Here is a 19,772-nt window from a genome sequence, read left to right as displayed (position 1 = left end):
GGATACGCATACGCAGGAGGGATTGAGGTGGAACGATCGGCAAGGGAAGTTTTTTTGCACTATTTGCAGGACAGCGGCATGAACATGACGCCGCAGCGCGCCACCATTGTGGAGGTGTTTCTGCGCGAGGAAGGGCATTTTTCGCCCGAACAGCTCTATGAGGCCGTGGGCCGCGTGGACCCGGCCATTGGTCAGGCCACAGTGTACCGGACCTTGAAACTGCTCACGGAATCCGGTCTGGCCGTTACTTTGGACACCGGGGACGGGGCCACGCTGTATGAGCACGGGTACGGCCATGAGCATCACGACCATTTGGTATGCCTGCATTGCGGCAACAAGATCGAAATCATGGATCCGACCATTGAGGAACGGCAACAGCGCATTGCCCGGGAAAACGGATTCGAACTGACCCGGCACACCATGTTGTTGTACGGCATCTGCCCGGAGTGCCGCGACACGTCCGAGCATTGATTGTTGCAGAGTGGAGCGCCCCGCTGCAGGCGGCGGAGCGTGTCCTCAAGTCAAGGAAACCAGGCCCAATGCATGGCAGCGCATGTCACGGGCCTGGTTTTTGATTCTTCTTCCGCGTTTGCCACGCTGCAACGCTCCATGCCGGGGTTGCCTATTCCCCGAGTTCGTCGTGCCGGCACTGGCCGCAGCGCACATAGCCTTTGGGCGCGTGTCCGCAAGCGCCCATCCGTTCCCTGGGGCGGGTCTCCGTGGAGGGTGACGCCTCGACGGAGCCGTGGTCGCGCTGCTTCATGCAGGCCTTGCAAATGCCCCGCAACTCCATAACGCATTCATACAGATGAAATCCCTCTTGCCGGGCCACCTCGTGCTGGAGGCAGTGGAGGTAGGGGTTGTCCAGCGGCACGCGCTTGCCGCAGTGTTCACAGACCAGGCGGCAGTAATGACCGGTCAGGCCTTCATACCGCGTCACGCCGTCGCTGTGCAGCATGCAGCGCGCCACACCGGACTGCATCAGGTGCTTGAGCGTGCGGTAGACCGTGGAAAGGCTGATCCCGGCGTCCATGCTGTGAACTTCCTGAAACAATTCTTCCGGCGAAACCGGCCGGTCAAGCGTGATGAAGACGTCCAGTATCAGCTTGCGCTGGTGCGTGAGCTTGAGATTGTTGCCGGAAAGGTACTCTTTGAAGATTTCAGTTTGTGTGCTCATTGGTTGCCGTGTGGTTGGTGTTGCAAATCGTTGTCATTGCCGTTCTGCCCCGCCGGGTGTTTTTTTCTTAAAATTGAAAATCATTTTCATTTGGTTCTTTTTATTGACCGCTTCCGTGCCGGGGGTTATCCCTGATACCGAAATTCATTCTCAATTGCAACGCGGTGCAAATGAGAGCTTTTGGAGGAGGAACCCTCGTTGAAGACGTTAAAAACGATGCAGCCTGGCGATTTGGCTCTGGTTGTGGCTGTAGATGGTGGCTGCCGGGTACGAAGTCGTCTGGAATCCCTGGGGATTCTCCCTGGCACACAAGTGGAAGTATTGAATAACGGCAACGGGCCCATGATTGTTTCCCTGGGCGAGGGCAGCTTGATGATCGAGCGGGGCGTGGCTGAAAAAATTCTCGTGGTCTGATCCGTTGCAAGGGCGTTTGCCTCATGGGGTTGTCGTGCGCCGCGTTGGTGCGGGGCAACGGGCTGGGCGGCCTGCTTCGGTTCAATAGGCCGGGGAGCCGTTATTTTTGTCCCGGGCCAAGGGGTGAACGGTCTTGTCCGATACCAATCGTTCGACGTTCGGACGGTGCGGACCAACATTTTGAGGAAGGGAGTTTGAGGATGAAATTGAATGAAGTGGGGCCGGGCATGCGATGCCTGATGCGCGATCTGAGCGCGGAGGGAGCGTTGGGCCAGCGCCTTTTGGATTTGGGGTTCTACCCCGGGGCTGAAATACGTGTAGTGCGGAACGCTCCCTTGGTGGACCCTGTCGAACTGGAGTTGGACGGCTACCACGTGACCCTGCGCCACGATGAGGCCCGTAAGGTGGAGGTGGAGCTGCAATGAGTGGAAAACGCGTATTGGTGGCGCTTTCCGGACAGCCAAACTGCGGAAAATCCACCATTTTCAACATGCTTACCGGGGCGCGCCAGCATGTGGCCAACTACCCCGGTGTAACCGTGGAAAAGAAAACCGGCCGCTATTCGGTGGACAAAACCGAAGTGGAGCTGGTGGACCTGCCCGGTACGTACAGCCTGACCTCGTATTCCCTGGAAGAGCGCGTTGCGCGGGATTTTCTGCTGCATGACCGGCCCAGCGTGGTCGTGGACGTGGCGGATGCTTCCAACCTGCGGCGCAACCTCTACCTGGCGTTGCAGCTCCTGGAGATGGAAATCCCCATGGTGCTGAACCTGAACATGATGGATGTGGCCGCCCGGCGCGAGATGAGCGTTGACGCCGAAGGACTGTCCGAGCGGCTGGGCGTTCGCGTAGTGCCTACCGTGGGCAAAAAATCCCAGGGCGGCAAAGAACTGAAGCGCGCCGTGGCCGAGGCCGCCGCCGAAGGGAACCGGCCCGGATTTCAGGTGCACTACGGTCCCATGGAAAAGGAACTGGAGCAGTTGCGCCAGCTCCTGGCCGAGGATTCCGGAGCGCTGGCCACCTATCCTGTCCGTTGGCTCTGCGTGAAGCTCATGGAGGGCGACGAAGAAGCGGCCCGACTGCTGGAAAAATCCCATCCTGATGCCGCGTTCATCAAGGGCGAAGTTGCCTCGCTGCGAAAATCTTTTGAGGCGGAAAACAAGATCGCTCCGGAGCGGCACATCGCATTTGCTCGTCAGCGGCTTTCCGCAGAGCTGCATCGCCAGTTTGTGAAAAATCCCGAGGCCAAGCGTTGTTCCCTTTCGGACCGGGCGGACCGGTTCGTCTGTCACCGTTTTTGGGGTCCGTTGATCCTGCTGGCCATTTTGCTGGTATTGTACGAAGTGGCCATTGTCTTCGGCAACTGGTTGGCGCTCAAAGCCTGGCCCATCTGGGGCAGCGTGGAGGCGTTCACCGCCGGCATTCTTCCCGCTTCAGGCTTCCTGGAGGATCCCCTGTTGCGGTCCCTGGGCGTGTGGACCGTGAAAAGCGTCACCGCCATTCTCAACTATCTGCCGATTTTCTTCCTGCTGTTCGGGTTGATCGCCATCCTGGAGGACAGCGGGTACATGCCGCGCATGGCCTTTATTCTGGACCGGCTGTTTCGCCGGTTCGGTCTGCACGGGCAGTCCACCCTGCCGTTGATTCTGGGCGGAGTGTATGTGGGCGGATGCGCCATTCCCGGCGTCATGGCCACCAAGGCCATCCCGGACGAGCGCGCCCGGCTGGCCACGATTTTGATCGTCCCCATGATGAACTGCCTGGCCAAGGTGCCTTTGTACCTGTTGCTCATTGGGGCGTATTTCGCGGACCAGGGCGGTTTGGCCATGTTTTTCATCGCCACGGTGACCCTGTTCATGGCCCTGCCCGTGGCCAAGATTCTGTCCATGACCGTGCTGCGCAAACGGCCCAGCGCCCCTTTCATCATGGAAATGCCGCCGTATCACGTGCCCACGGTGGGCGGCGTGTTGCGCCGGGCCATTGAGCGCATTTGGCTGTTTTTGAAAAAGATCGTCACCGTGGTGGTGGCCGTGGCCGTGGTCGTGTTCGTGCTCATCAACTTCCCGGGTCTGCCGCAGGATCGCATGGACCACTACCAGGGCGAGCAGGCAGCCGCTGTGGAAGCCTTTATGCGCGATGTGGACAAAACCAGCTTTGCCGGAAAAATCACGGCCGAACAGATCACGCCTTTGATCCTTTTTCAGGAAGGCCTTCGGGACGCCAAGCGCGGGGTCACGGATTCGGAAAAGGCCGATGCCATCAACCAGTCCTTTGCCGAGGCCAATCCCGTCTTTTATGCCGTGGTCAAGCGCCAGGGCAAGGACGGAAAGAAATTGAACCGTTCCCTGAAAAAGCTGGTGCGCAAGCGCAAGAAGCTGCGCTACGACATGCGGTCCGAATTGTTTGAGGACAGTTTCCTCGGCATGGCGGGCCGCGCCCTGGAGCCGGTGACCCAGTATGCCGGATTCAACTGGCGTATCAACATCGCTCTGCTTTCGGCCTTTGCGGCCAAGGAAAACAGCGCCGCCACCCTGGGGGCCATCTACGGCATCGACGGCACCGAAGCCTCGGTGCAGGACAGCATGAAGCGGGCCGAAGGCGGCTTCACCCCGCTGCACGCCCTGGCCCTGATGCTGTTCATGGCGCTGTATCCTCCCTGCGTACCCGCTTCCATCATGGTGCGCATGCAGGCCAACTCTACCAAATGGATGCTTTTTTCCATCGCCTATCAAACTCTTCTGGGGCTGGGCGTGGCTTCGCTGGTCTTTACCGGCGGGCGGCTGCTCGGACTCACCGGATTCCAGACCATGTGGGCCTTCTATGGCCTGTGCGTGGCGGTCACGATCATCATGGCCTTGATTCCGGAACGGGAGTCGGCGGCGGATTCGACAAACACAACCCCCCTGCCCAAAGGGGAATGCCCTGAAGGAGCGCAATCATGAAGAAAGGAATCATCGCACTGTTTTTGCTGGCAACCATGGCCTTTGGCGGTCAGGCCTTTGCTCACACCCCGCTCTGCGACTGCTTTGACAATGGTGACGGCACGGTAAGCTGCGAAGGCGGTTTCTCCGACGGCTCGTCCGCCTCCGGCGTGACCATGCGTGTCCAGGACGGCTCCGGCAATGTGGTTACTGAGGGAAAAATGAACGAATACAGCGAATTCATGTTCGATAAGCCCGAAGGCGAGTACAAGGTCGTGTTTGACGCCGGTGAGGGGCATACCGTGGAAGTGAACGGCTCGGACATCGTGGAGTAGACGGTCTTACCCCGGGACGCCTGCGCCCCGGCAAGCAATTCAACCAGCGCCGCGCCATCGGGACCGGCCCAGTGACGCGGCGTTTTTTACGAATAGTTGATGAAATTGAGTGTCAAAATCAGGACAAAAAAGGAGAACCAGATGAAAAAAGGACTGATCGCGGCGTTGTGCGCCCTGGCCGTGCTGACCATGGCCCTGCCCGCTTCCGCCCACTTCATGATGCTGAATACCCCGGAGATCGCCCTTGAAAAAGGCGGCGACCTGGATTTCCGCATCGTGTTTACGCACCCCGCTGAAGCCGGACACACCATGGATATGGGCGGTGCCGAGGACTTTTACGCCATCTATCAGCGCGGCGACAACCCCGCGAAAAAGATTGAGCTGAAATCCTACCTCCAGGAAATCAAATGGACCAACCCCGCGTCCAGCGGAACCGGTTTCTCCGCCTTGATCCCCAAAAAGCTCGTCCGCTCCATGGGTGACTACACCTTCGTGTTCAAGCCGGGCTACTACTTTGAGGAAGAAGAAGGCATCTACATGCAGCAGATCACCAAGCTGGTGGCCAACGTGGGCGGCATCCCGGGCAACTGGGCCGAGCCTGCGGGTCTGCCCTGCGAAATCGTGCCCCTGATCAAGCCCTACGGCGTGTGGACCGGTAACGTGTTCAAGGCCCGCGTGCTTTCCGACGGCAAGCCCGTGGCCGGTGCCGAGGTGGAAGTGGAATTCATGAGCCACATGCCCGACTTCAAGGCCAACGCCATGCACGAGGCTTCCTCCGTGGACTACCCCCACGACGCGTTTGTGACCCAGACCATCTTCTCCGATTCCGAAGGGTACATCACCTTTGGCGTGCCCAAGGCCGGTTGGTGGGGCTTTGCCGCTCTGGGCGTCGGTCCCGACACCGAGTACAAGGGCAAGGAACTCTCTCAGGACGCGGTGCTTTGGATCAAAGCCGTGGATATGAAGTAAGCTCTTCCCCCCGATGGCGTGTTCACGCCTGAGCCGCGCGGCGGGCTGCCTCCGAGGTCCGCCGCGCACTTGAAGTTCATTGTGTCCTTGTTGCCGCTCCCTTCCGGCCTCCCCCCGCAACGGCCACGGCAACAAGGATCCCACCCCGCCGCCCGCGTACCCATGTGCGGGCGGTTTTTCAGTACTTTCTGCGGGACATTGTTGACGAAAATGGTCATCCATGCCTACGAAGAAAAACAGTGTTTTTTGATTGCTTCGTTGGCGCGTGACGGGAGGGAGAGGGCGTGACCAATCCGGAACAATACCGGCCCCAGGTGCGGGCCTATGATCCTGAGCGTATTGAGGACAGAGCCTCGTCCGGAACCAAGGCCTTGTTTTGGGTGGCCCTGGCTCTGTGCGTGGTGTTGGTCGGTTCGCTGATCCTGCGAGGCGGCCTTACGGATGCCGATGCGGAACTCGCTGTAAGTGTCCAGGATACCACGATGGATGGGGCGGCGTCGGAATCCGTACCGGATGCATTGCATCTGGCTGTACGGACTTCGGCCCATGCCGCGGGAACCGCGTTGTCCCGGTAGCCTGTGAATGTTGACTGAATTTTTTTTGGTCGGTTGCGGGCCAGGCGGCCGTACAAGACTGATTATCTAACACACTGTAATTTTACTCTTTCATTGCGGTTTACCGTGACTTGAAACGGTGTTCCGAGAATCGGTATGGACGGTGTGTGGGCGGTTGCCCGCTTGCCCCCGGTGTGGTACTGCCCCCCGATTCGGGGGCTGTTGTCCATGCAACCAAGGATATCACCGTGTTGAACTCCCTTTCCGGGCGCATCGAACGCGCTTTTATGCCCATCGCCCTGGCCTTCAGTGCTGCCGCGCTGCTGCATCCGCCATTGTTCATCTGGCTTAAGCCGCACATCGCTCCGGCTCTGGGGCTGATCATGTTCGGCATGGGGCTGACCCTGAACGTTTCCGACTTTGCCGCGGTGTTGCCGCGCTGGCCGTTGTTGATTGCGGGGGCCACATTGCAATATGTGGTCATGCCGTTGCTGGCGCTTATGGCCAGTACGCTGTTTGGTCTGGACATTGAAGCCGCCCTGGGTCTGGTCTTGGTGGGCGCGTGTCCGGGCGGCACCGCCTCCAACGTGATCTGTTATCTGGCCGGTGGCAATGTGGCGCTGTCCGTTACCATGACCATGGTGTCCACGGCCCTGGCGCCTCTGCTGACTCCCGCCATTGTCTACGCGCTCTACGATAAGCAGATCGCCATTGATTTCTGGGCCATGGCCGCGTCTGTTTTTTGGATCGTGGTCTTTCCCCTGGTGGACGGTCTGATTTTGCGCCGGTTGCTCCGCCGCCGTGTGGAAGGATTGGTGCGTGTGTTTCCGTCCATCTCCATTCTGACCATTTCCGCGGTCATTGCCTGTGTGGTGGGGCTGAATCAACATACGATCCTGGGACTTCCACTGCTGGTGCTGGGCGCGGTTTTTCTGCACAGCGCCGCGGGGTTCGGCGTGGGCTATGCCGCGGGTAAAGTGCTTTCCTCGGACCGGCGCGATGCCGTGACCCTTTCCATCGAGGTGGGCATGCAGAATTCCGGATTGGGCGTGGCCTTGGCCAACAGCTTTTTTTCGGCACGGGCCGCGTTGCCCGGGGCGTTGTTCAGCCTGGTGCAGAACCTGCTCGGCGTGAGCATGGCCCGCGTCTGGAAGCAGCGTATCCGCTCGGGAAAGGTGACGGGCGCGTTCAGATAGGCTTGCCCGGAACGGGAGGCATCCTTGTGGCTCTCGTACCCACGCGCTCTCGTGGCAATGCGTGGGGAGAGCCTTGGTCCCGGACCTTGCTGTTCCTGAAGCCCGTGGAAGAATGTTTGATTTCCGATCGTGGCCGCGCTGGTGTTGGTGTCCGGCTGGGTTCCAGATTCGCTTGACGGGTTTTCAGGGTTCCGGTGTGCCGGTGCAAACGTACTTTTTTATGATGGAAGGACACTGAAAAAGAATCGTGGCCAGGCGGAATGACCGCAGCAACCACGGCATGCCGCGGGTCGGCATAAAAAAAGGCGGGGAAAACCCCGCCTTTGTATCTTCCCAAAGGAACAGTCGGCTCGCAATGGGCTATTCGCAGACCTTCCACTTGCCGTCTTCCTTGACCAGGGAGATGGTTTCATCCATTTCATCGTTCTTTTCGTCGTCCGGACCTGTGGCACTGATGCTGCCGGTCACATGCACTTTGGCAGCGTCGTCGCTCTGCTCCAGCACTTCGTACTTCAAGCCGGAAAAGTCAAAATCATACTGTTGCAATTCTTTGGCGATCTCGTCGATCAGCTCCTGGGGCGGCATGTCTTCCAGCATGCTTTTGCAGAAAAAGTCGGTGGCGCTTTTGAAGTCGCCGCTGATGGTGGCTTCCAAGGCTCCCTGAGCCGCTTCTTCCGGGCCGGTTCCGCCGCAGCCCGTCAAGAGAACACTGAAAAGAAACAGGACCGCAGCCAGATGCGTGGCCTTGCGCAGCATATTGGTACACCTCATGGTTCTGGTTGGTGGGATGCGCCCCACATGCGTCATAATAGATCATTTCCTAGCCTTGTGTACTTGTTCCGTCAAGCCGTTGCAGAAATTGTCCTTCTTTGCGTTCTGTGTGCAAAATATGCGCTCAATGCGTATGCTGCTGTGAAGAATTTTCCATGATCTCGGCCTATTGCTCTCTGGTATGGCGTTTGCTTTCCCAGAATGATGACCCAAAGGCGCGATACCGAAGGCTTGCCTGACACGAGAGGCACGAGGGACCGCCGGTGCGCGGGCGGCCGCCGTTGTTTCACAGCAGCGGCGGTCGTTATGCGCGGCGTATCGGCGCGGTGGGCTTGTCGGTTCTGCTGGGCGGCCTGGTTTGTGCTGGCCGTAGCCGGCGCGGGCCTGGCCACGCCGGCGGATTCGACCCAGGGACAAAATGTGGAGATTATTATTCGCGGATCATTGGGAACAGGGCCGGAGGTGGTTCGCCCTGCGCTGGATCCGGTGCCGGCATTGAAGGTCACGGACCCGGCTTCGGTCCAGCAGGAAGAAGCACCTATCCCTTCGGAGGAAATACTTCCGGGAGGCCCACTGCATCCTGTGGATCCGGCCGAAACGGAGTAGAGCGGGGCGGGTTGTTGCAGGGGGCTTGGTGGATATTCCGAGCTATTGTGCAGTGTATCGCAATACCACGCTGTATCGTGCAAAATAGCGCATTGTTCCGGTTGCGCGATTTGGACCATGCAAAAGTGCCCGGCCCCGCAGGACCGGGCACGGAACCACCCTGCCGAAGCAGGGACCGGCTCAGGCATTGACCGGACGGCCGTTTCCCGGAGTGGAAAACAGGTCATCCGAAACAGTGTCGGTCTTTCGCACCAGTTCGTACCCGAATCGCGCCGCCATGAAACGCAACGGCGCCAGGTTGCCGGTGGCTTTCATGATTTCCATGAGGGTTTCCACGCCCACCTTGGCCGTGGTGTCGTACGGGTTGGCTTCGCGAAGCATGGTGGAGTAGGGCTTCCCGATTTCCGCAGAAACGACTTTGGCGGGCTTTCCACCCTCAAGAATGCTTTGTTGGACGATACGGGTCAATTCATACGCGTGCATGACGATCACTCCTTCCGTTGTTGCCCAGGCCGGGAGTCGGATGCTGGAATCTATACAAGAATCATGCCCTGGGATGATTCTCATGCGTTGCGCGATGTGCTTGTGCATGAGTTTTCGTCCATAATAAAAAAAGGACGCAAAGTACGTCCTTTTTTCGTCGTGGTCGGCGGAAAAACAGCCGTTGTCAGTTGGCTTCGTCCTTGATCAACCGTTTGGCGATCTCCACGTCGTAGAGGGCGAGCGGATTTCGTTCCGCACCGCGTTCCTTGTACATTTCCGCAGCGGCCTCGATCACGTCGAAGGGCAGCCATTCGTGACGATCCCACACTTCGGCGTGATTGGCGTTCCAGAGTCGGAACTGGATCACGCCGTCCACGCTACGCACATACATGCGGGTGTCGGTATCCTGCATGGAGGGAAGATAGTAGAGTCCGCGTTCGTCTTTCATTGCAGTTCTCCGGTGGACCGGCGGAGCCGGGCAGCGGGTTGAGGGGCGTGGCGCCTGCGTTCGGGCCGGGCAGGAGTGCAATGCGGTTTGCGCTGCATCCTCCGGCAGGAACGGTTCCGATGGTCGCGGCGTTGTGGCTCAAAGGCGCACGGGGCTTTTGCGCAGCACGGTGCGCCCCTGCTCGTGGTGCACTTCCAGGCCGATGCCTGCCAGAACCAGGTCCAGGGACCGGCCCAGGAGAAAGTCCATGGCTTCGGCGGGCAGTCCGGATTTTTCCGGCACCAGTTCACGCAGATTGGCGTCATAGGCCAGGATTTCGCCCAGCTCCTCCAGCGCCTGTTCCTCTCCGCTCACAACGCGTCGGGCCAGGGAGGTGAGCTTGCGGGGAGAGCAGCGGCGGTCGTGATCCTCCACGATTTCCAGCAGGGGGTGGCCCTCCGGGAGCAGATCTCGACGGCAGAGCCGATCCTTATCATACATAGCTTTGAGCCGTTCGTCGTTTTCGCAGAGCAGCTCCCGGCATTCCGCGGGGCGGTTTTCATACACGGCGCAGGTTTTGGCCGCGTCGTCATAAAGCATGCAGGCCGTGGACCCTGGGGCCGAGCGGATTTTAATGATTTCCTCCACCAGCGGAACCACTTTTCCCAGGGGCTGGTCCATGACCATTTCGCCCACGCGCAGGGTCAGGAGCTGTTCCATGGGCAGCACGCCGCCCACCAGGGAGGCGTCCTGGTCGTGCAGGGCGGGGCCGCCCTTGCTACAGCAGATGCCGCAACGACGACATTCGGTATTATTTTTGGAATCGGTCATGCGTTTCTCCAGCCGGTCAGGATTGCGGAATTCCGCTTCCGGCCGAGGGGAGGGATACCTTGCCACGCGCCTCATGGCAAGGGGGCGAGCCTGAGGGAGCACGGGATCCGGGGCTTGTGCAATAGCAGTGCAGACGGTGGGTTTCCGGGGATTATGGGTTGACAAAGAACTACCGATGTCCTTAGAAGTGTTGGCAGCTTGTGCCATTTGTCACAGGTTTTACCGAACGAACCGCGCTCCTTCGTCAAGGGGCGGCGGACGTTCTTTCAATAGCACGGAAAGATGCCCGGACGCCCCGCCAAGCGGGTGGCGCATCCGGACGCGCTATCGGTGATGAGGGTAGTATCTTAATCCAAACGTTATGGAGGTTAAGGGAATGGCGAAACACAAAACCCCCCTGTTGGACCAGCTGGAAAGCGGGCCGTGGCCCAGCTTTGTGTCCGACATTAAGCAGGAATGTGAAAACCGAGCCAAGAATGAAAAGGGAGTCGAATTTCAGATTCCCGCCGACTGCCCGGAAGACCTGCTGGGCGTGCTCGAGCTCTCCTATGTTGATGGTGAAACTCACTGGAAACACGGCGGCATCGTCGGCGTGTTCGGTTACGGCGGCGGCGTTATCGGCCGTTACTGCGACCAGCCCGAAATGTTCCCCGGCGTGGCCCACTTCCACACCATCCGTGTGAACCAGCCCTCCGGTAAGTACTACACCACCGAGTTCCTCCGCCAGCTGTGCGACCTGTGGGAGTTCCGCGGTTCCGGTCTGACCAACATGCACGGCGCCACCGGCGACATCGTGTTCATCGGCACCACCACCCCGCAGCTTGAGGAAATCTTCTACGAGCTGACCCACAACCTGAACACCGACCTGGGCGGATCCGGCTCCAACCTGCGTACCCCGGCCACCTGCCTGGGTATGTCCCGCTGTGAGTACGCCTGCTACGACACCCAGGCTCTGTGCTTCAACCTGACCAACGAGTACCAGGACGAGCTGCACCGCCCGGCCTTCCCGTACAAGTTCAAGTTCAAGTTCGACGGTTGCCCCAACGGTTGCGTGGCCTCCATCGCCCGTTCTGACTTCTCCGTGATCGGAACCTGGCGCGACGAGATCCGCATCGACCAGGAAGCCGTGGCCGGTTACGTCGGCGGCGAGCTGGCTCCCAACGCCGGTGCCCACGCCGGTCGCGACTGGGGCAAGTTCGACATCCAGAAAGAAGTCATCGACCTGTGTCCCTCCGAGTGCATGAGCTACGAGGACGGCAAGCTGTCCATCGACAACAAGGAATGCGTCCGCTGCATGCACTGCATCAACACCATGCCGCGTGCCCTGCGCATCGGTAACGACCGCGGCGCCTCCATCTTCGTCGGCGCCAAGGCTCCGATCCTCGATGGCGCGCAGATGGGTTCCCTGCTGGTGCCCTTCGTCAAGGTCGACGCTGGTAACGACTACCAGGAGATCAAGGACATCGTCGAAGGCATCTGGGACCTGTGGATGGAAGAAGGCAAGAACCGTGAGCGTCTCGGCGAGACCATGAAGCGTATGGGCTTCCAGAAGATCATCGAGTCCGCCGGCGTGCCCGTCGACGTCCGCCAGGTTCAGGAGCCGCGCACCAACCCCTACATCTTCTGGAAGGCCGAAGATGTCGAGGGCGGTTGGGACCGCGATATCGCCGAGTACAGAAAACGTCACCAGCAGTAAGCAAGGGAGGAAAAGACATGGCTTTTATCTCTTCTGGATACAATCCCGAAAAGCCGATGGAAAACCGCATCACGGACATCGGCCCTCGTGAATACAAAGAGTTCCTGCCGCCGATCATCGAAAAGAACTTCGGCAAATGGGTCTACCACGAAATCGTCGAGCCCGGCATGCTTATGCACAAAGCCGAGTCCGGTGACGAAGTCTACACCGTGCGTTGCGGTGGCGCCCGCCTCATGTCCGTCACGCACATCCGCGAGATCTGCGATATCGCCGACAAGTTCTGCGACGGCCACCTGCGCTTCACCACTCGTAACAACATCGAGTTCATGGTGGACAGCCTGGAGAAGGCTCAGGAGCTGAAGAAGTACCTGAACGACCAAAAGTTCTCCGGCGGCTCTCATAAGTACCCCGTGGGCGGCACCGGTGCTGGCGTGACCAACATCGTGCACACCCAGGGCTGGGTCCACTGCCACACCCCGGCTACCGATGCTTCCGGTACCGTGAAGGCGACCATGGACACGGTCTTTGATGAGTTCCAGAACATGCGTCTGCCCGCCCCGGTGCGCATCTCCATGGCTTGCTGCCTGAACATGTGCGGCGCGGTGCACTGCTCCGACATCGCCATCCTGGGCATCCACCGCAAGCCGCCGATGGTCGACCACAAAGTGCTCGACAACATCTGCGAAGTGCCCCTGGCCGTTGCCGCTTGCCCCACCGGCGCCATCCGGCCGACCAAGGTCGAGATCGACGGCAAGTCCTACAAGACTGTCGCGGTCAAGGAAGAGCGCTGCATGTTCTGCGGTAACTGCTACACCATGTGTCCGGCCATGCCGCTTTCCGACAAGGAAGGCGACGGTGTGGCGCTGATGGTTGGCGGTAAGATCTCCAACCGTATCACCAAGCCTGCGTTCTCCAAGGTCGTGGTTCCGTTCATCCCGAACGAGCCGCCGCGTTGGCCTACGATGACCAAGGTCATCAAGCAGATCCTTGACGCCTACGCCGAAGACGCCCGCAAGTACGAGCGTCTGGGTGACTGGGCCAACCGTATCGGTTGGGAGCGCTTCTTCGAGAAGTGCGGTCTGGAGTTCACCGAACACCTGATCGACGACTTCCGCGATCCCGCCTACTACACCTGGCGCCAGACCACGCAGTTCAAGTTCTAAGAACTGGTTGAAACAAAGGGCGCGGGGTTTTTCCCCGCGCCCTCACATACAACAAAGGAGAGGGCTATGCCGCTCGAAATGGAAGCCGCGAAAAAAGAAATCGTGGACTTTTGCCACTCCAAGAGCAAGAGCAAGTCGAAATTCTACTTCAATGACTTCACCAAGCTTTTCCCGGATGCCAAGGCCCGTGAAGTCAAGAAAATTCTCACTGCTCTCGTGAACGAAGGCGTGATGATTTTCTGGTCCTCCGGCAGCACCACCATGTATGGTCTGGCCGGTGAGGGCAAGCAGACCGCCGGTGAGGGCGAAGGCTAGTACTCCGCTTATCACGACGTGTCTCAGAGGCCTTGTCCATATTTTTTTGGACAAGGCTTTTCCTATCCCTGGCGTGCCATAACCAAGGGTGAACATTGACTTCCGAACCCAACGTTACGCGGTACCCCCGACTGGTGCTGGCCGGGCTTTCCGGCGGAAGCGGCAAGACCATCGTCAGCCTCGGGCTTGCCCGTGCCTGGGCCGATGCGGGCTTGCGCGTCAAGCCGTTTAAAAAAGGCCCGGATTATATCGACGCTGCCTGGCTCGGGCTTGCCGCCCGGCAGGAGTGCACCAATCTCGATCCAGGACTCTTGGACCGTGCCTCCCTGCTGACGCTTTTTCAGGAAAAGGCCTGTGCTTCGGATTTGGCCCTGGTGGAAGGAAACCGGGGGCTGTTCGACGGCAAGGATGTGCGCGGCTCCTGTTCCACGGCGGAGCTGGCCCGCATTCTGCGCGCGCCGGTGGCTCTGGTGGTGGACTGTACCAAGATGACCCGCACCATTGCGGCTGTTGTGCAGGGCTGTGCCGGGTTTGAGCCGGATGTTCCTCTGGCCGGGGTGATTTTGAACCGCACGGCGGGCCAACGACACCGCACCATGCTGCGCCGGGCCGTGGAGACCTATACGGACGTCGCGGTTCTGGGAACCCTGCCGAAGCTGGCGGAAAATCCCATTCCCGAACGGCACATGGGGCTTTGGTCCGGCGAGGAGCTTTCCGACGGCGGCAATCAGTCCCTGCAGGCGCTGGGAAAGACCATGGCCGAGAATCTCGACCTGGAGCGCCTGCTCGAAGAAGCGCGCTGCGCTCCGGCGCTGGATGAGCAGCGGGCCGAAATCTGGCCCCGTGCCGAGGCCGGACCGCAACCCACCATCGGCTATGTGCGGGATGCGGCCTTCTGGTTCTACTACCCCGAAAATCTGGAAGCCCTGGAGCGTGCCGGAGCCAGGCTTGTGAAACTCAGCCTGCTGGACAACGAACCCTGGCCCGAGCTTCACGGTCTGTATCTCGGGGGCGGATTCCCTGAAACGCTGGCCGAGCAGTTGGCAGGCAACCGATCCCGGAGGGACCAGGTTCGGGAGCTGGCCTTGTCCGGCCTGCCCATTTATGCGGAATGCGGCGGGTTTATGTACCTATGCCAGCAGCTGGAATTTGACGGAAAGGATTGGCCCATGGCCGGAGTGTTTCCGCTACGTACGGGATTTTGTCAGCGGCCTCAGGGCTTGGGCTATACCGAGGCCGAGGTGCTTCGGGACACACCGTTTTATCGCGCCGGGGAAATCGTGCATGGCCATGAATTCCATTACTCCCGATGCGTGGTGCCTGGTCAGGACGGAATACCGGAAATGACCATGCGCATGCGCCGGGGCAAAGGCATGCTTGACCAAAAGGATGGAGCGTTTTTTGCCGCCACCCAGGCGGGGTACAATCATATTTTCGCTTTGGCCACTCCCCAATGGGCGCCGAACTTTGTACGGGCCGCCCGCGCCCGGCTTCTTCAAACTTCAGGAGATTGTTGATGAAAAAAATTATTGCCGCGCTTATTTGTCTGAGCCTGCTTGTTGGAGCGGTCACGGTGCACGCTGCGGACGCCGACGGTGCCGAGCCGGTCCGGGTGAACATCATGACCACGGAAGGCAACATCGTGTTGGAGCTTTGGCCGGACAAGGCACCCAAAACCGTGGAAAACTTTTTGCGCTATGTGGAGTCCGGTCATTACGAAGGGACCATTTTTCACCGGGTCATCAGTAATTTCATGATCCAGGCCGGAGGATTCGACGAGCAGCTGCACCCCCGTCGGGCCGCGTTTGCCCCGGTCGTGAACGAGGCGGACAACGGACTGAAAAACCATACCTACACCATTGCCATGGCCCGCACCAGCGAGCCGCATTCCGCCACTGCGGAATTTTTCATCAACGTGCAGGACAATGCGCCGTTGGATTTCCGTTCCAAAACGCCGCAAGGTTGGGGATATTGCGTATTCGGCAAGGTCTACGCAGGCAAGAACGTGGTGGAACGCATCCGCACCATGCCGGTCAAGGCGCAGGGACGCCCCCCGTTCGCCCATGTTCCCGTGCGGCCCGTGGTCATCAAGCGGGTCATGGTACTTCCCTAGCTGAAACGCAAGCGGCAAAGCGTGCAGAAGCAGGATTGCTGAACGCCGCCTGAGACAGCCCGATACCGTCCCATCCCCTGTATGGCATTGCCGTGCGGGAGATGGGACGGTTTTTGTGGGCCTGACATTGTTGCTCGATGGTTTGTTTTGGCAGAACACGGGACACGGGTAAGAACCGCAGTGGAATGGTGTGCGCGCTTGAGTGGACAGCAGCGCCGTCGTGTGGCAATGCTACAGCGAATATCAATTCATTTTCCGTAGGAGGGAGCATGAACTTTTGTCGTTGGATTATGGCGTCGCTGAGCGTTATGACGCTTTGCTTCGCGTTGTCCGGCACGGCTGTTGCGGGCGGATATTTCGCCTTTACGGTCTCGGACTCGGATTGGCTGCCGCGTTACGGTGAGGGGGCCACGGCTGCGCAGGCGGAACAGGCCGCTATTCAGGCTTGCGGCGGGAACCAGACCTGTGTGAACGAGGTGGAGAGCGCGGCCACGCCCACCTGCTTCGCCATTGCTGATTCCCCCGAGCGCATGGGCTGGGCCGCCCGAGTGGACTACAACGAGGCCATTGATACGGCCTTGGCTGAATGCCGTAAGAACAGCAGCAACTGCAAGATCATCAGTGTGGAGTGCCGGAAATGAAAAATGCACGAATTGTAGGAACGCTGTTGGCTATGGTCTTGGTGCTTTCTTCCGGGGCTGCCTGGGCTGGAGAATACCTTGCCGCCACCGTGTCCAATGAGGATTGGATGGCGTATTACGGCCGCAGCCAGGTCAAGAGCGAGGCCGTGGAACAGGCCGTGCGCGCTTGCGGCGGAACCCAGTTCTGCCGGGATGAGATTGAAATCATGGAGTCGGGCCAGTGCATTGCCCTGGTGGACGCCAAGGAATCGGTTTCCATTGCCTGGGCGCCCAGCCCAAAGCAGGCCATTGCCGACGCCATGCAGCGCTGCCGCGACAACAACCGGACAAATTGCCGGTTCGTGTCCATGGAATGCGCCAGGTAGAGCAATATACTGAAAGCAGAAACGCCCCGCTCTGCGTGTTGGAGCGGGGCGTTTTTTTTGATCCGGTTGGCTAGGGCGGGCTAGCCCGCGTCTGCCGGGTTGTCGGCCTCATCCGTTCCCCGGAGTTCTTCCTGGGCTTGGGCCGCTTGTTTTTTTGCCCGGCGTTCGGCTTTGCGCTCTTCGCGGGCCTTGATCTTGGCTTCCTCTTCCTCGCGCAGGGCGCGGCGAAGCACTTTGCCCACCATGGTCTTGGGCAGGTCGTCGCGGAATTCCACTTTGCGGGGAACCTTGTACCCGGCGAGCTTTTCGCGGCAATAGGCCATGATGTCCGATTTGGTCAGTTCTTCGTCATCATGCAGTACAAGGTAGACCTTGACGATTTCCCCGCGGGTTTCCGAAGGGATGCCCACGGCAACGGCTTCTTTGATTTTGGGATGCTGGTAGAGCACCTCGTCGATTTCACGCGGGTAAATGTTGTATCCGGCGGAGATGATCAGATCCTTGCGCCGGTCCACGATGCGGAAATAGCCCTGCTCGTCCATGGTGGCGATGTCGCCGGTGTAGAGCCAGCCGTTGCGCAGCACGTCCGCGGTGTCGTCGGGCCGATTGTAGTACCCCTTCATGACCTGCGGACCGCGCAGAACCAGTTCGCCCATTTTCCCCGGGGGGAGTTCTTCGCCGCCCACCACCATGTCCACGACTTTGGCCTCCGTATCCGGGAAGGGCAGACCGATGGATCCGTTCTTGCGTTCGCCAACGAACGGGTTCAGGTGCGTGATGGGCGATGCCTCGGACAGGCCGTAGCCTTCGATGATTTCCGCTCCGGTCACTTCCTTGAACTGCTCGATGTATTCCACGGGCATGGGCGCGGAGCCTGAGATGCAGTACTTGATGGAGCGCAGGTTGAACTTGGCCAGGTTCTTTTGTTGCAGCAGGGAGATGTAGACCGAGGGGGCGCCCGGAAAGATGGTGGGCTTGTGCTTGTGGATGGCCTTGAGCAGATCTTTGGGAACGTAGCGAGGGAAGATGTGGGCGGTGGACCCGAGGATGGTCGGGACGTTCAGGCAGACGGTCAGGCCATAGATATGAAAATAGGGGAGCACTGCGATAAAGCGTTCCCCTTGCTTTTGGTCCAGTTTGTGCAACTGTGCACGGCACTGCTGCATGTTGGCGGCCAGGTTGTCATGGGTGATCATGCACCCTTTGGGAACGCCTGTGGTGCCGCCGGTGTATTGCAGCAGGGCCAGGTCGTTGGCCGGGTCGATGCCGCGGCAGGTAAAGGTCTCCCGCCCTTTGAGCATCTGTTTGAAGGCAAACACGGTTTTACCGTCAAACGGCACGCGGGGCCGCTTGCCCTCGCGGCGGAGTTTAACGCGGTAGAGCCAGTTCAGCGGGAAGCGCAGACAGTCGGCAATGCTGGTCACAAGGAATTTTTCAATAGGGATTTCCTTGCGCAGTTTGTCGATCTTGGGCCAAAGCAGATCCAGCATGATCAAAAATTTGGCGCCTGAGTCATTGAACTGGTGGATGATCTCGGTTTCCATGTAGAGCGGGTTGGTCATGACAATGACCCCGCCCGCCCGCAGAATGCCCCAGTAGGCGATTACGGCCATGGGGGAGTTGGGCAGCATCACGGCCACTCTGTCGCCGGGGCGCAACCCGCGGGAGCGAAGATTCGCCGCAAAGATTTTGCTCAGTTTGTTGAGCTTGGCGTAGGTGAGCTTGAAATTTTGAAAGACGATGGCGGTCCGTTTGGGCCAGCGTCGGGCGGTCTGTTCAAGGAATTCGAACAGGGGCCGGGACTCGTAGTCGATGTGATACGGGACGTTGGGATCGTAGCTTTTGAGCCAGGGATATTCAAAATCCGCCATCAAATTGCTCCTGAAAAACAGCGTTGGAGCGCAGGAGGATATAAGACCAGACCGGCGCGGTCAATGCCGGGGTGCTCCGGCAAGGTCATGTCGGCTGGTTTGGCGTCCCCATTGCGGACGCTAAAGTTTTTGACTCCGAGCGACGATTATTCAATCAGTAAGTGAAACGTGCACAAGGCGGGTTGAGCAGAGATGGGGCGCAGGGCCACGTTGACAGCGACCGGCCGGGGAGCTAATGGGAAATATGGCGAATTCGGTTCCTGATCTTCTGCTGCGAAAAACAGAGGAAACATTCGGTTGCCAAATGGATATACTCCGGACTTACGGAAAATACCTCAAACCCAGCAAGCAGGCACGCGTGCTTGCCATCCTGGATGCGCTCAACGATGATAGCGGGCTTTCCCAGTATGAACTAGGATGCCGGCTGCACCTGAGTTCCGCCATGGTCAACCAGTATTTGCGTTCCATGCAGCAGGAAGATCTTGTCCGGTTCAAGCCGCGTGACGGCAAGAGCTATCACTATGAACTGACAGCCGAGGGCCAGGCCTGCCGGGAGAGCATGTTCGCGGAATATTCCAGTGAAACCGTGCAGCTCTATTCGCGCATCAAGCGGTACGTGAAATCCCGCGTTTTGGGGCTGGAGCGGAGCGGCCGCACCCGGGTGGTGCTTTTCGGCGCTGCGGAAACCTGCGAGGTGGTGCTTTCCGCGTTGATGGACGGCGGGTTGACCGTGTTGGCGCTTTTGGACAATGACGAGGAAAAACATGGCCGGGTGTTTCACGGTCATGTCATCGGCCATCCGGCCCTGCTGGAACAAATCGACTGCGACGCTGTGGTGATCACCTCCTTCGGAAAACAGCAGGAAATTTTTGAGCAACTTTCTTCCTTTTCTGAACGGAAAGGGATTCCAATAGTGAGGATGTGA

The 19,772-nt window shown here is 59.2% G+C and carries 23 protein-coding genes; 17 read left to right on the top strand and 6 right to left on the bottom strand.

Features of this window, described 5'->3' with window-relative positions; translation table 11 throughout:
* Window positions 1–27: 27 nt before the first annotated feature.
* On the top strand, window positions 28–471 hold the full coding sequence (locus B5D49_RS07810) for a Fur family transcriptional regulator (protein ID WP_234990660.1): 444 nt from the start codon (window positions 28–30) through the stop codon (window positions 469–471).
* Window positions 472–622: 151 nt separating this feature from the next.
* On the opposite strand, the gene B5D49_RS07805 is transcribed toward B5D49_RS07810, so the two are convergent.
* Window positions 623–1,177: a Fur family transcriptional regulator gene (locus B5D49_RS07805; protein WP_078717124.1), complete on the bottom strand. Its 555-nt coding sequence runs from the start codon at window positions 1,175–1,177 to the stop codon at window positions 623–625.
* Window positions 1,178–1,375: 198 nt separating this feature from the next.
* Here B5D49_RS07805 and B5D49_RS07800 point away from each other — a divergent pair, with 198 nt between their 5' ends.
* The 7 genes from B5D49_RS07800 (at window position 1,376) to B5D49_RS07770 (ending at window position 7,565) form a co-directional block, all read left to right on the top strand.
* Window positions 1,376–1,591, top strand: a complete 216-nt coding sequence (locus tag B5D49_RS07800) for a FeoA family protein (protein ID WP_234990659.1) — start codon at window positions 1,376–1,378, stop codon at window positions 1,589–1,591.
* A 200-nt stretch (window positions 1,592–1,791) separates the two neighbouring features.
* Entirely contained in the window at window positions 1,792–2,016 is a 225-nt protein-coding gene (locus tag B5D49_RS07795) for a FeoA family protein (RefSeq protein WP_078717122.1), read from the top strand.
* On the top strand, window positions 2,013–4,532 hold the full coding sequence (gene feoB / locus B5D49_RS07790) for a ferrous iron transport protein B (RefSeq protein ID WP_078717121.1): 2,520 nt from the start codon (window positions 2,013–2,015) through the stop codon (window positions 4,530–4,532). The genes B5D49_RS07795 and feoB overlap by 4 nt, the downstream gene beginning before the upstream one ends.
* Complete coding sequence (locus tag B5D49_RS07785; RefSeq protein ID WP_078717120.1) at window positions 4,529–4,846, top strand: hypothetical protein; 318 nt, start codon at window positions 4,529–4,531, stop codon at window positions 4,844–4,846. The genes feoB and B5D49_RS07785 overlap by 4 nt, the downstream gene beginning before the upstream one ends.
* 141 nt (window positions 4,847–4,987) lie before the next feature.
* A complete protein-coding gene (locus B5D49_RS07780; RefSeq protein WP_078717119.1) occupies window positions 4,988–5,815 on the top strand; it encodes a DUF4198 domain-containing protein in 828 nt (275 codons plus the stop codon).
* 284 nt (window positions 5,816–6,099) lie between these two features.
* Complete coding sequence (locus B5D49_RS07775; protein WP_078717118.1) at window positions 6,100–6,390, top strand: hypothetical protein; 291 nt, start codon at window positions 6,100–6,102, stop codon at window positions 6,388–6,390.
* Window positions 6,391–6,617: 227 nt separating this feature from the next.
* On the top strand, window positions 6,618–7,565 hold the full coding sequence (locus B5D49_RS07770) for a bile acid:sodium symporter family protein (protein WP_234990658.1): 948 nt from the start codon (window positions 6,618–6,620) through the stop codon (window positions 7,563–7,565).
* Between the two features lie 360 nt (window positions 7,566–7,925).
* On the opposite strand, the gene B5D49_RS07765 is transcribed toward B5D49_RS07770, so the two are convergent.
* A complete protein-coding gene (locus tag B5D49_RS07765) occupies window positions 7,926–8,321 on the bottom strand; it encodes a nuclear transport factor 2 family protein (RefSeq protein WP_159447167.1) in 396 nt (131 codons plus the stop codon).
* Window positions 8,322–8,642: 321 nt separating this feature from the next.
* Between B5D49_RS07765 and B5D49_RS07760 the strand changes: the two genes are divergently transcribed.
* Entirely contained in the window at window positions 8,643–8,942 is a 300-nt protein-coding gene (locus B5D49_RS07760) for a hypothetical protein (RefSeq protein ID WP_078717116.1), read from the top strand.
* Between the two features lie 180 nt (window positions 8,943–9,122).
* Here B5D49_RS07760 and B5D49_RS07755 read toward each other — a convergent pair whose 3' ends face one another.
* The 3 genes from B5D49_RS07755 to B5D49_RS07745 all read right to left on the bottom strand — a co-directional run bounded on the left by B5D49_RS07755 (window position 9,123) and on the right by B5D49_RS07745 (window position 10,683).
* A complete protein-coding gene (locus tag B5D49_RS07755; RefSeq protein ID WP_327083013.1) occupies window positions 9,123–9,533 on the bottom strand; it encodes a phage regulatory CII family protein in 411 nt (136 codons plus the stop codon).
* Between the two features lie 76 nt (window positions 9,534–9,609).
* Entirely contained in the window at window positions 9,610–9,873 is a 264-nt protein-coding gene (locus B5D49_RS07750) for a hypothetical protein (protein ID WP_078717114.1), read from the bottom strand.
* Window positions 9,874–10,011: 138 nt separating this feature from the next.
* Window positions 10,012–10,683: a YkgJ family cysteine cluster protein gene (locus B5D49_RS07745; protein ID WP_078717113.1), complete on the bottom strand. Its 672-nt coding sequence runs from the start codon at window positions 10,681–10,683 to the stop codon at window positions 10,012–10,014.
* A gap of 376 nt (window positions 10,684–11,059) precedes the next feature.
* Between B5D49_RS07745 and dsrA the strand changes: the two genes are divergently transcribed.
* From dsrA to B5D49_RS07710, 7 genes are all read left to right on the top strand, one after another.
* Window positions 11,060–12,379, top strand: a complete 1,320-nt coding sequence (dsrA, locus tag B5D49_RS07740) for a dissimilatory-type sulfite reductase subunit alpha (protein ID WP_078717112.1) — start codon at window positions 11,060–11,062, stop codon at window positions 12,377–12,379.
* 17 nt (window positions 12,380–12,396) lie between these two features.
* Window positions 12,397–13,542: a dissimilatory-type sulfite reductase subunit beta gene (dsrB, locus tag B5D49_RS07735; RefSeq protein WP_078717111.1), complete on the top strand. Its 1,146-nt coding sequence runs from the start codon at window positions 12,397–12,399 to the stop codon at window positions 13,540–13,542.
* 78 nt (window positions 13,543–13,620) lie between these two features.
* Window positions 13,621–13,857, top strand: coding sequence for a dissimilatory sulfite reductase D family protein (locus tag B5D49_RS15035; RefSeq protein ID WP_234990661.1), 237 nt, complete (start codon window positions 13,621–13,623; stop codon window positions 13,855–13,857).
* A gap of 95 nt (window positions 13,858–13,952) precedes the next feature.
* Window positions 13,953–15,374 (top strand): cobyrinate a,c-diamide synthase, encoded by a 1,422-nt coding sequence (locus tag B5D49_RS07725; protein WP_078717109.1) that lies wholly within the window; start codon window positions 13,953–13,955, stop codon window positions 15,372–15,374.
* Window positions 15,374–15,970, top strand: a complete 597-nt coding sequence (locus tag B5D49_RS07720; protein WP_078717108.1) for a peptidylprolyl isomerase — start codon at window positions 15,374–15,376, stop codon at window positions 15,968–15,970. Before B5D49_RS07725 ends, B5D49_RS07720 begins: the two co-directional genes overlap by 1 nt.
* Window positions 15,971–16,239: 269 nt before the next feature.
* Window positions 16,240–16,611 (top strand): DUF4189 domain-containing protein, encoded by a 372-nt coding sequence (locus tag B5D49_RS07715; RefSeq protein ID WP_159447166.1) that lies wholly within the window; start codon window positions 16,240–16,242, stop codon window positions 16,609–16,611.
* A complete protein-coding gene (locus tag B5D49_RS07710) occupies window positions 16,608–16,976 on the top strand; it encodes a DUF4189 domain-containing protein (RefSeq protein WP_078717106.1) in 369 nt (122 codons plus the stop codon). Before B5D49_RS07715 ends, B5D49_RS07710 begins: the two co-directional genes overlap by 4 nt.
* An 80-nt stretch (window positions 16,977–17,056) precedes the next feature.
* Here B5D49_RS07710 and B5D49_RS07705 read toward each other — a convergent pair whose 3' ends face one another.
* Complete coding sequence (locus B5D49_RS07705) at window positions 17,057–18,847, bottom strand: long-chain-fatty-acid--CoA ligase (protein ID WP_078717105.1); 1,791 nt, start codon at window positions 18,845–18,847, stop codon at window positions 17,057–17,059.
* Window positions 18,848–19,151: 304 nt separating this feature from the next.
* Between B5D49_RS07705 and B5D49_RS07700 the strand changes: the two genes are divergently transcribed.
* The gene (locus tag B5D49_RS07700; RefSeq protein ID WP_078717157.1) at window positions 19,152–19,772 is read left to right on the top strand and encodes a winged helix-turn-helix transcriptional regulator; all 621 of its coding nucleotides are present in this window, start codon (window positions 19,152–19,154) and stop codon (window positions 19,770–19,772) included.

Origin of the sequence: Paucidesulfovibrio gracilis DSM 16080 (genome assembly GCF_900167125.1) — a bacterium.
GTDB classification, from domain to species: Bacteria; Desulfobacterota; Desulfovibrionia; order Desulfovibrionales; family Desulfovibrionaceae; genus Paucidesulfovibrio; species Paucidesulfovibrio gracilis.
The sequence above is the reverse complement of the archived record's forward strand: the minus strand, read 5'-3'. Positions and strand labels throughout refer to the sequence as shown.

Bases quoted from the DNA above. Each gene is read 5' to 3' on its own strand.
- B5D49_RS07805 (WP_078717124.1), bottom strand. From the start codon at position 1,177: ATGAGCACACAAACTGAAATCTTCAAAGAGTACCTTTCCGGCAACAAT.
- B5D49_RS07795 (WP_078717122.1), top strand. From the start codon at position 1,792: ATGAAATTGAATGAAGTGGGGCCGGGCATGCGATGCCTGATGCGCGAT.
- feoB (WP_078717121.1), top strand. From the start codon at position 2,013: ATGAGTGGAAAACGCGTATTGGTGGCGCTTTCCGGACAGCCAAACTGC.
- B5D49_RS07785 (WP_078717120.1), top strand. From the start codon at position 4,529: ATGAAGAAAGGAATCATCGCACTGTTTTTGCTGGCAACCATGGCCTTT.
- B5D49_RS07780 (WP_078717119.1), top strand. From the start codon at position 4,988: ATGAAAAAAGGACTGATCGCGGCGTTGTGCGCCCTGGCCGTGCTGACC.
- B5D49_RS07765 (WP_159447167.1), bottom strand. From the start codon at position 8,321: ATGCTGCGCAAGGCCACGCATCTGGCTGCGGTCCTGTTTCTTTTCAGT.
- B5D49_RS07760 (WP_078717116.1), top strand. From the start codon at position 8,643: ATGCGCGGCGTATCGGCGCGGTGGGCTTGTCGGTTCTGCTGGGCGGCC.
- B5D49_RS07755 (WP_327083013.1), bottom strand. From the start codon at position 9,533: ATGCACAAGCACATCGCGCAACGCATGAGAATCATCCCAGGGCATGAT.
- B5D49_RS07750 (WP_078717114.1), bottom strand. From the start codon at position 9,873: ATGAAAGACGAACGCGGACTCTACTATCTTCCCTCCATGCAGGATACC.
- B5D49_RS07745 (WP_078717113.1), bottom strand. From the start codon at position 10,683: ATGACCGATTCCAAAAATAATACCGAATGTCGTCGTTGCGGCATCTGC.
- dsrA (WP_078717112.1), top strand. From the start codon at position 11,060: ATGGCGAAACACAAAACCCCCCTGTTGGACCAGCTGGAAAGCGGGCCG.
- dsrB (WP_078717111.1), top strand. From the start codon at position 12,397: ATGGCTTTTATCTCTTCTGGATACAATCCCGAAAAGCCGATGGAAAAC.
- B5D49_RS15035 (WP_234990661.1), top strand. From the start codon at position 13,621: ATGGAAGCCGCGAAAAAAGAAATCGTGGACTTTTGCCACTCCAAGAGC.
- B5D49_RS07720 (WP_078717108.1), top strand. From the start codon at position 15,374: ATGAAAAAAATTATTGCCGCGCTTATTTGTCTGAGCCTGCTTGTTGGA.
- B5D49_RS07715 (WP_159447166.1), top strand. From the start codon at position 16,240: ATGAACTTTTGTCGTTGGATTATGGCGTCGCTGAGCGTTATGACGCTT.
- B5D49_RS07710 (WP_078717106.1), top strand. From the start codon at position 16,608: ATGAAAAATGCACGAATTGTAGGAACGCTGTTGGCTATGGTCTTGGTG.
- B5D49_RS07705 (WP_078717105.1), bottom strand. From the start codon at position 18,847: ATGGCGGATTTTGAATATCCCTGGCTCAAAAGCTACGATCCCAACGTC.
- B5D49_RS07700 (WP_078717157.1), top strand. From the start codon at position 19,152: ATGGATATACTCCGGACTTACGGAAAATACCTCAAACCCAGCAAGCAG.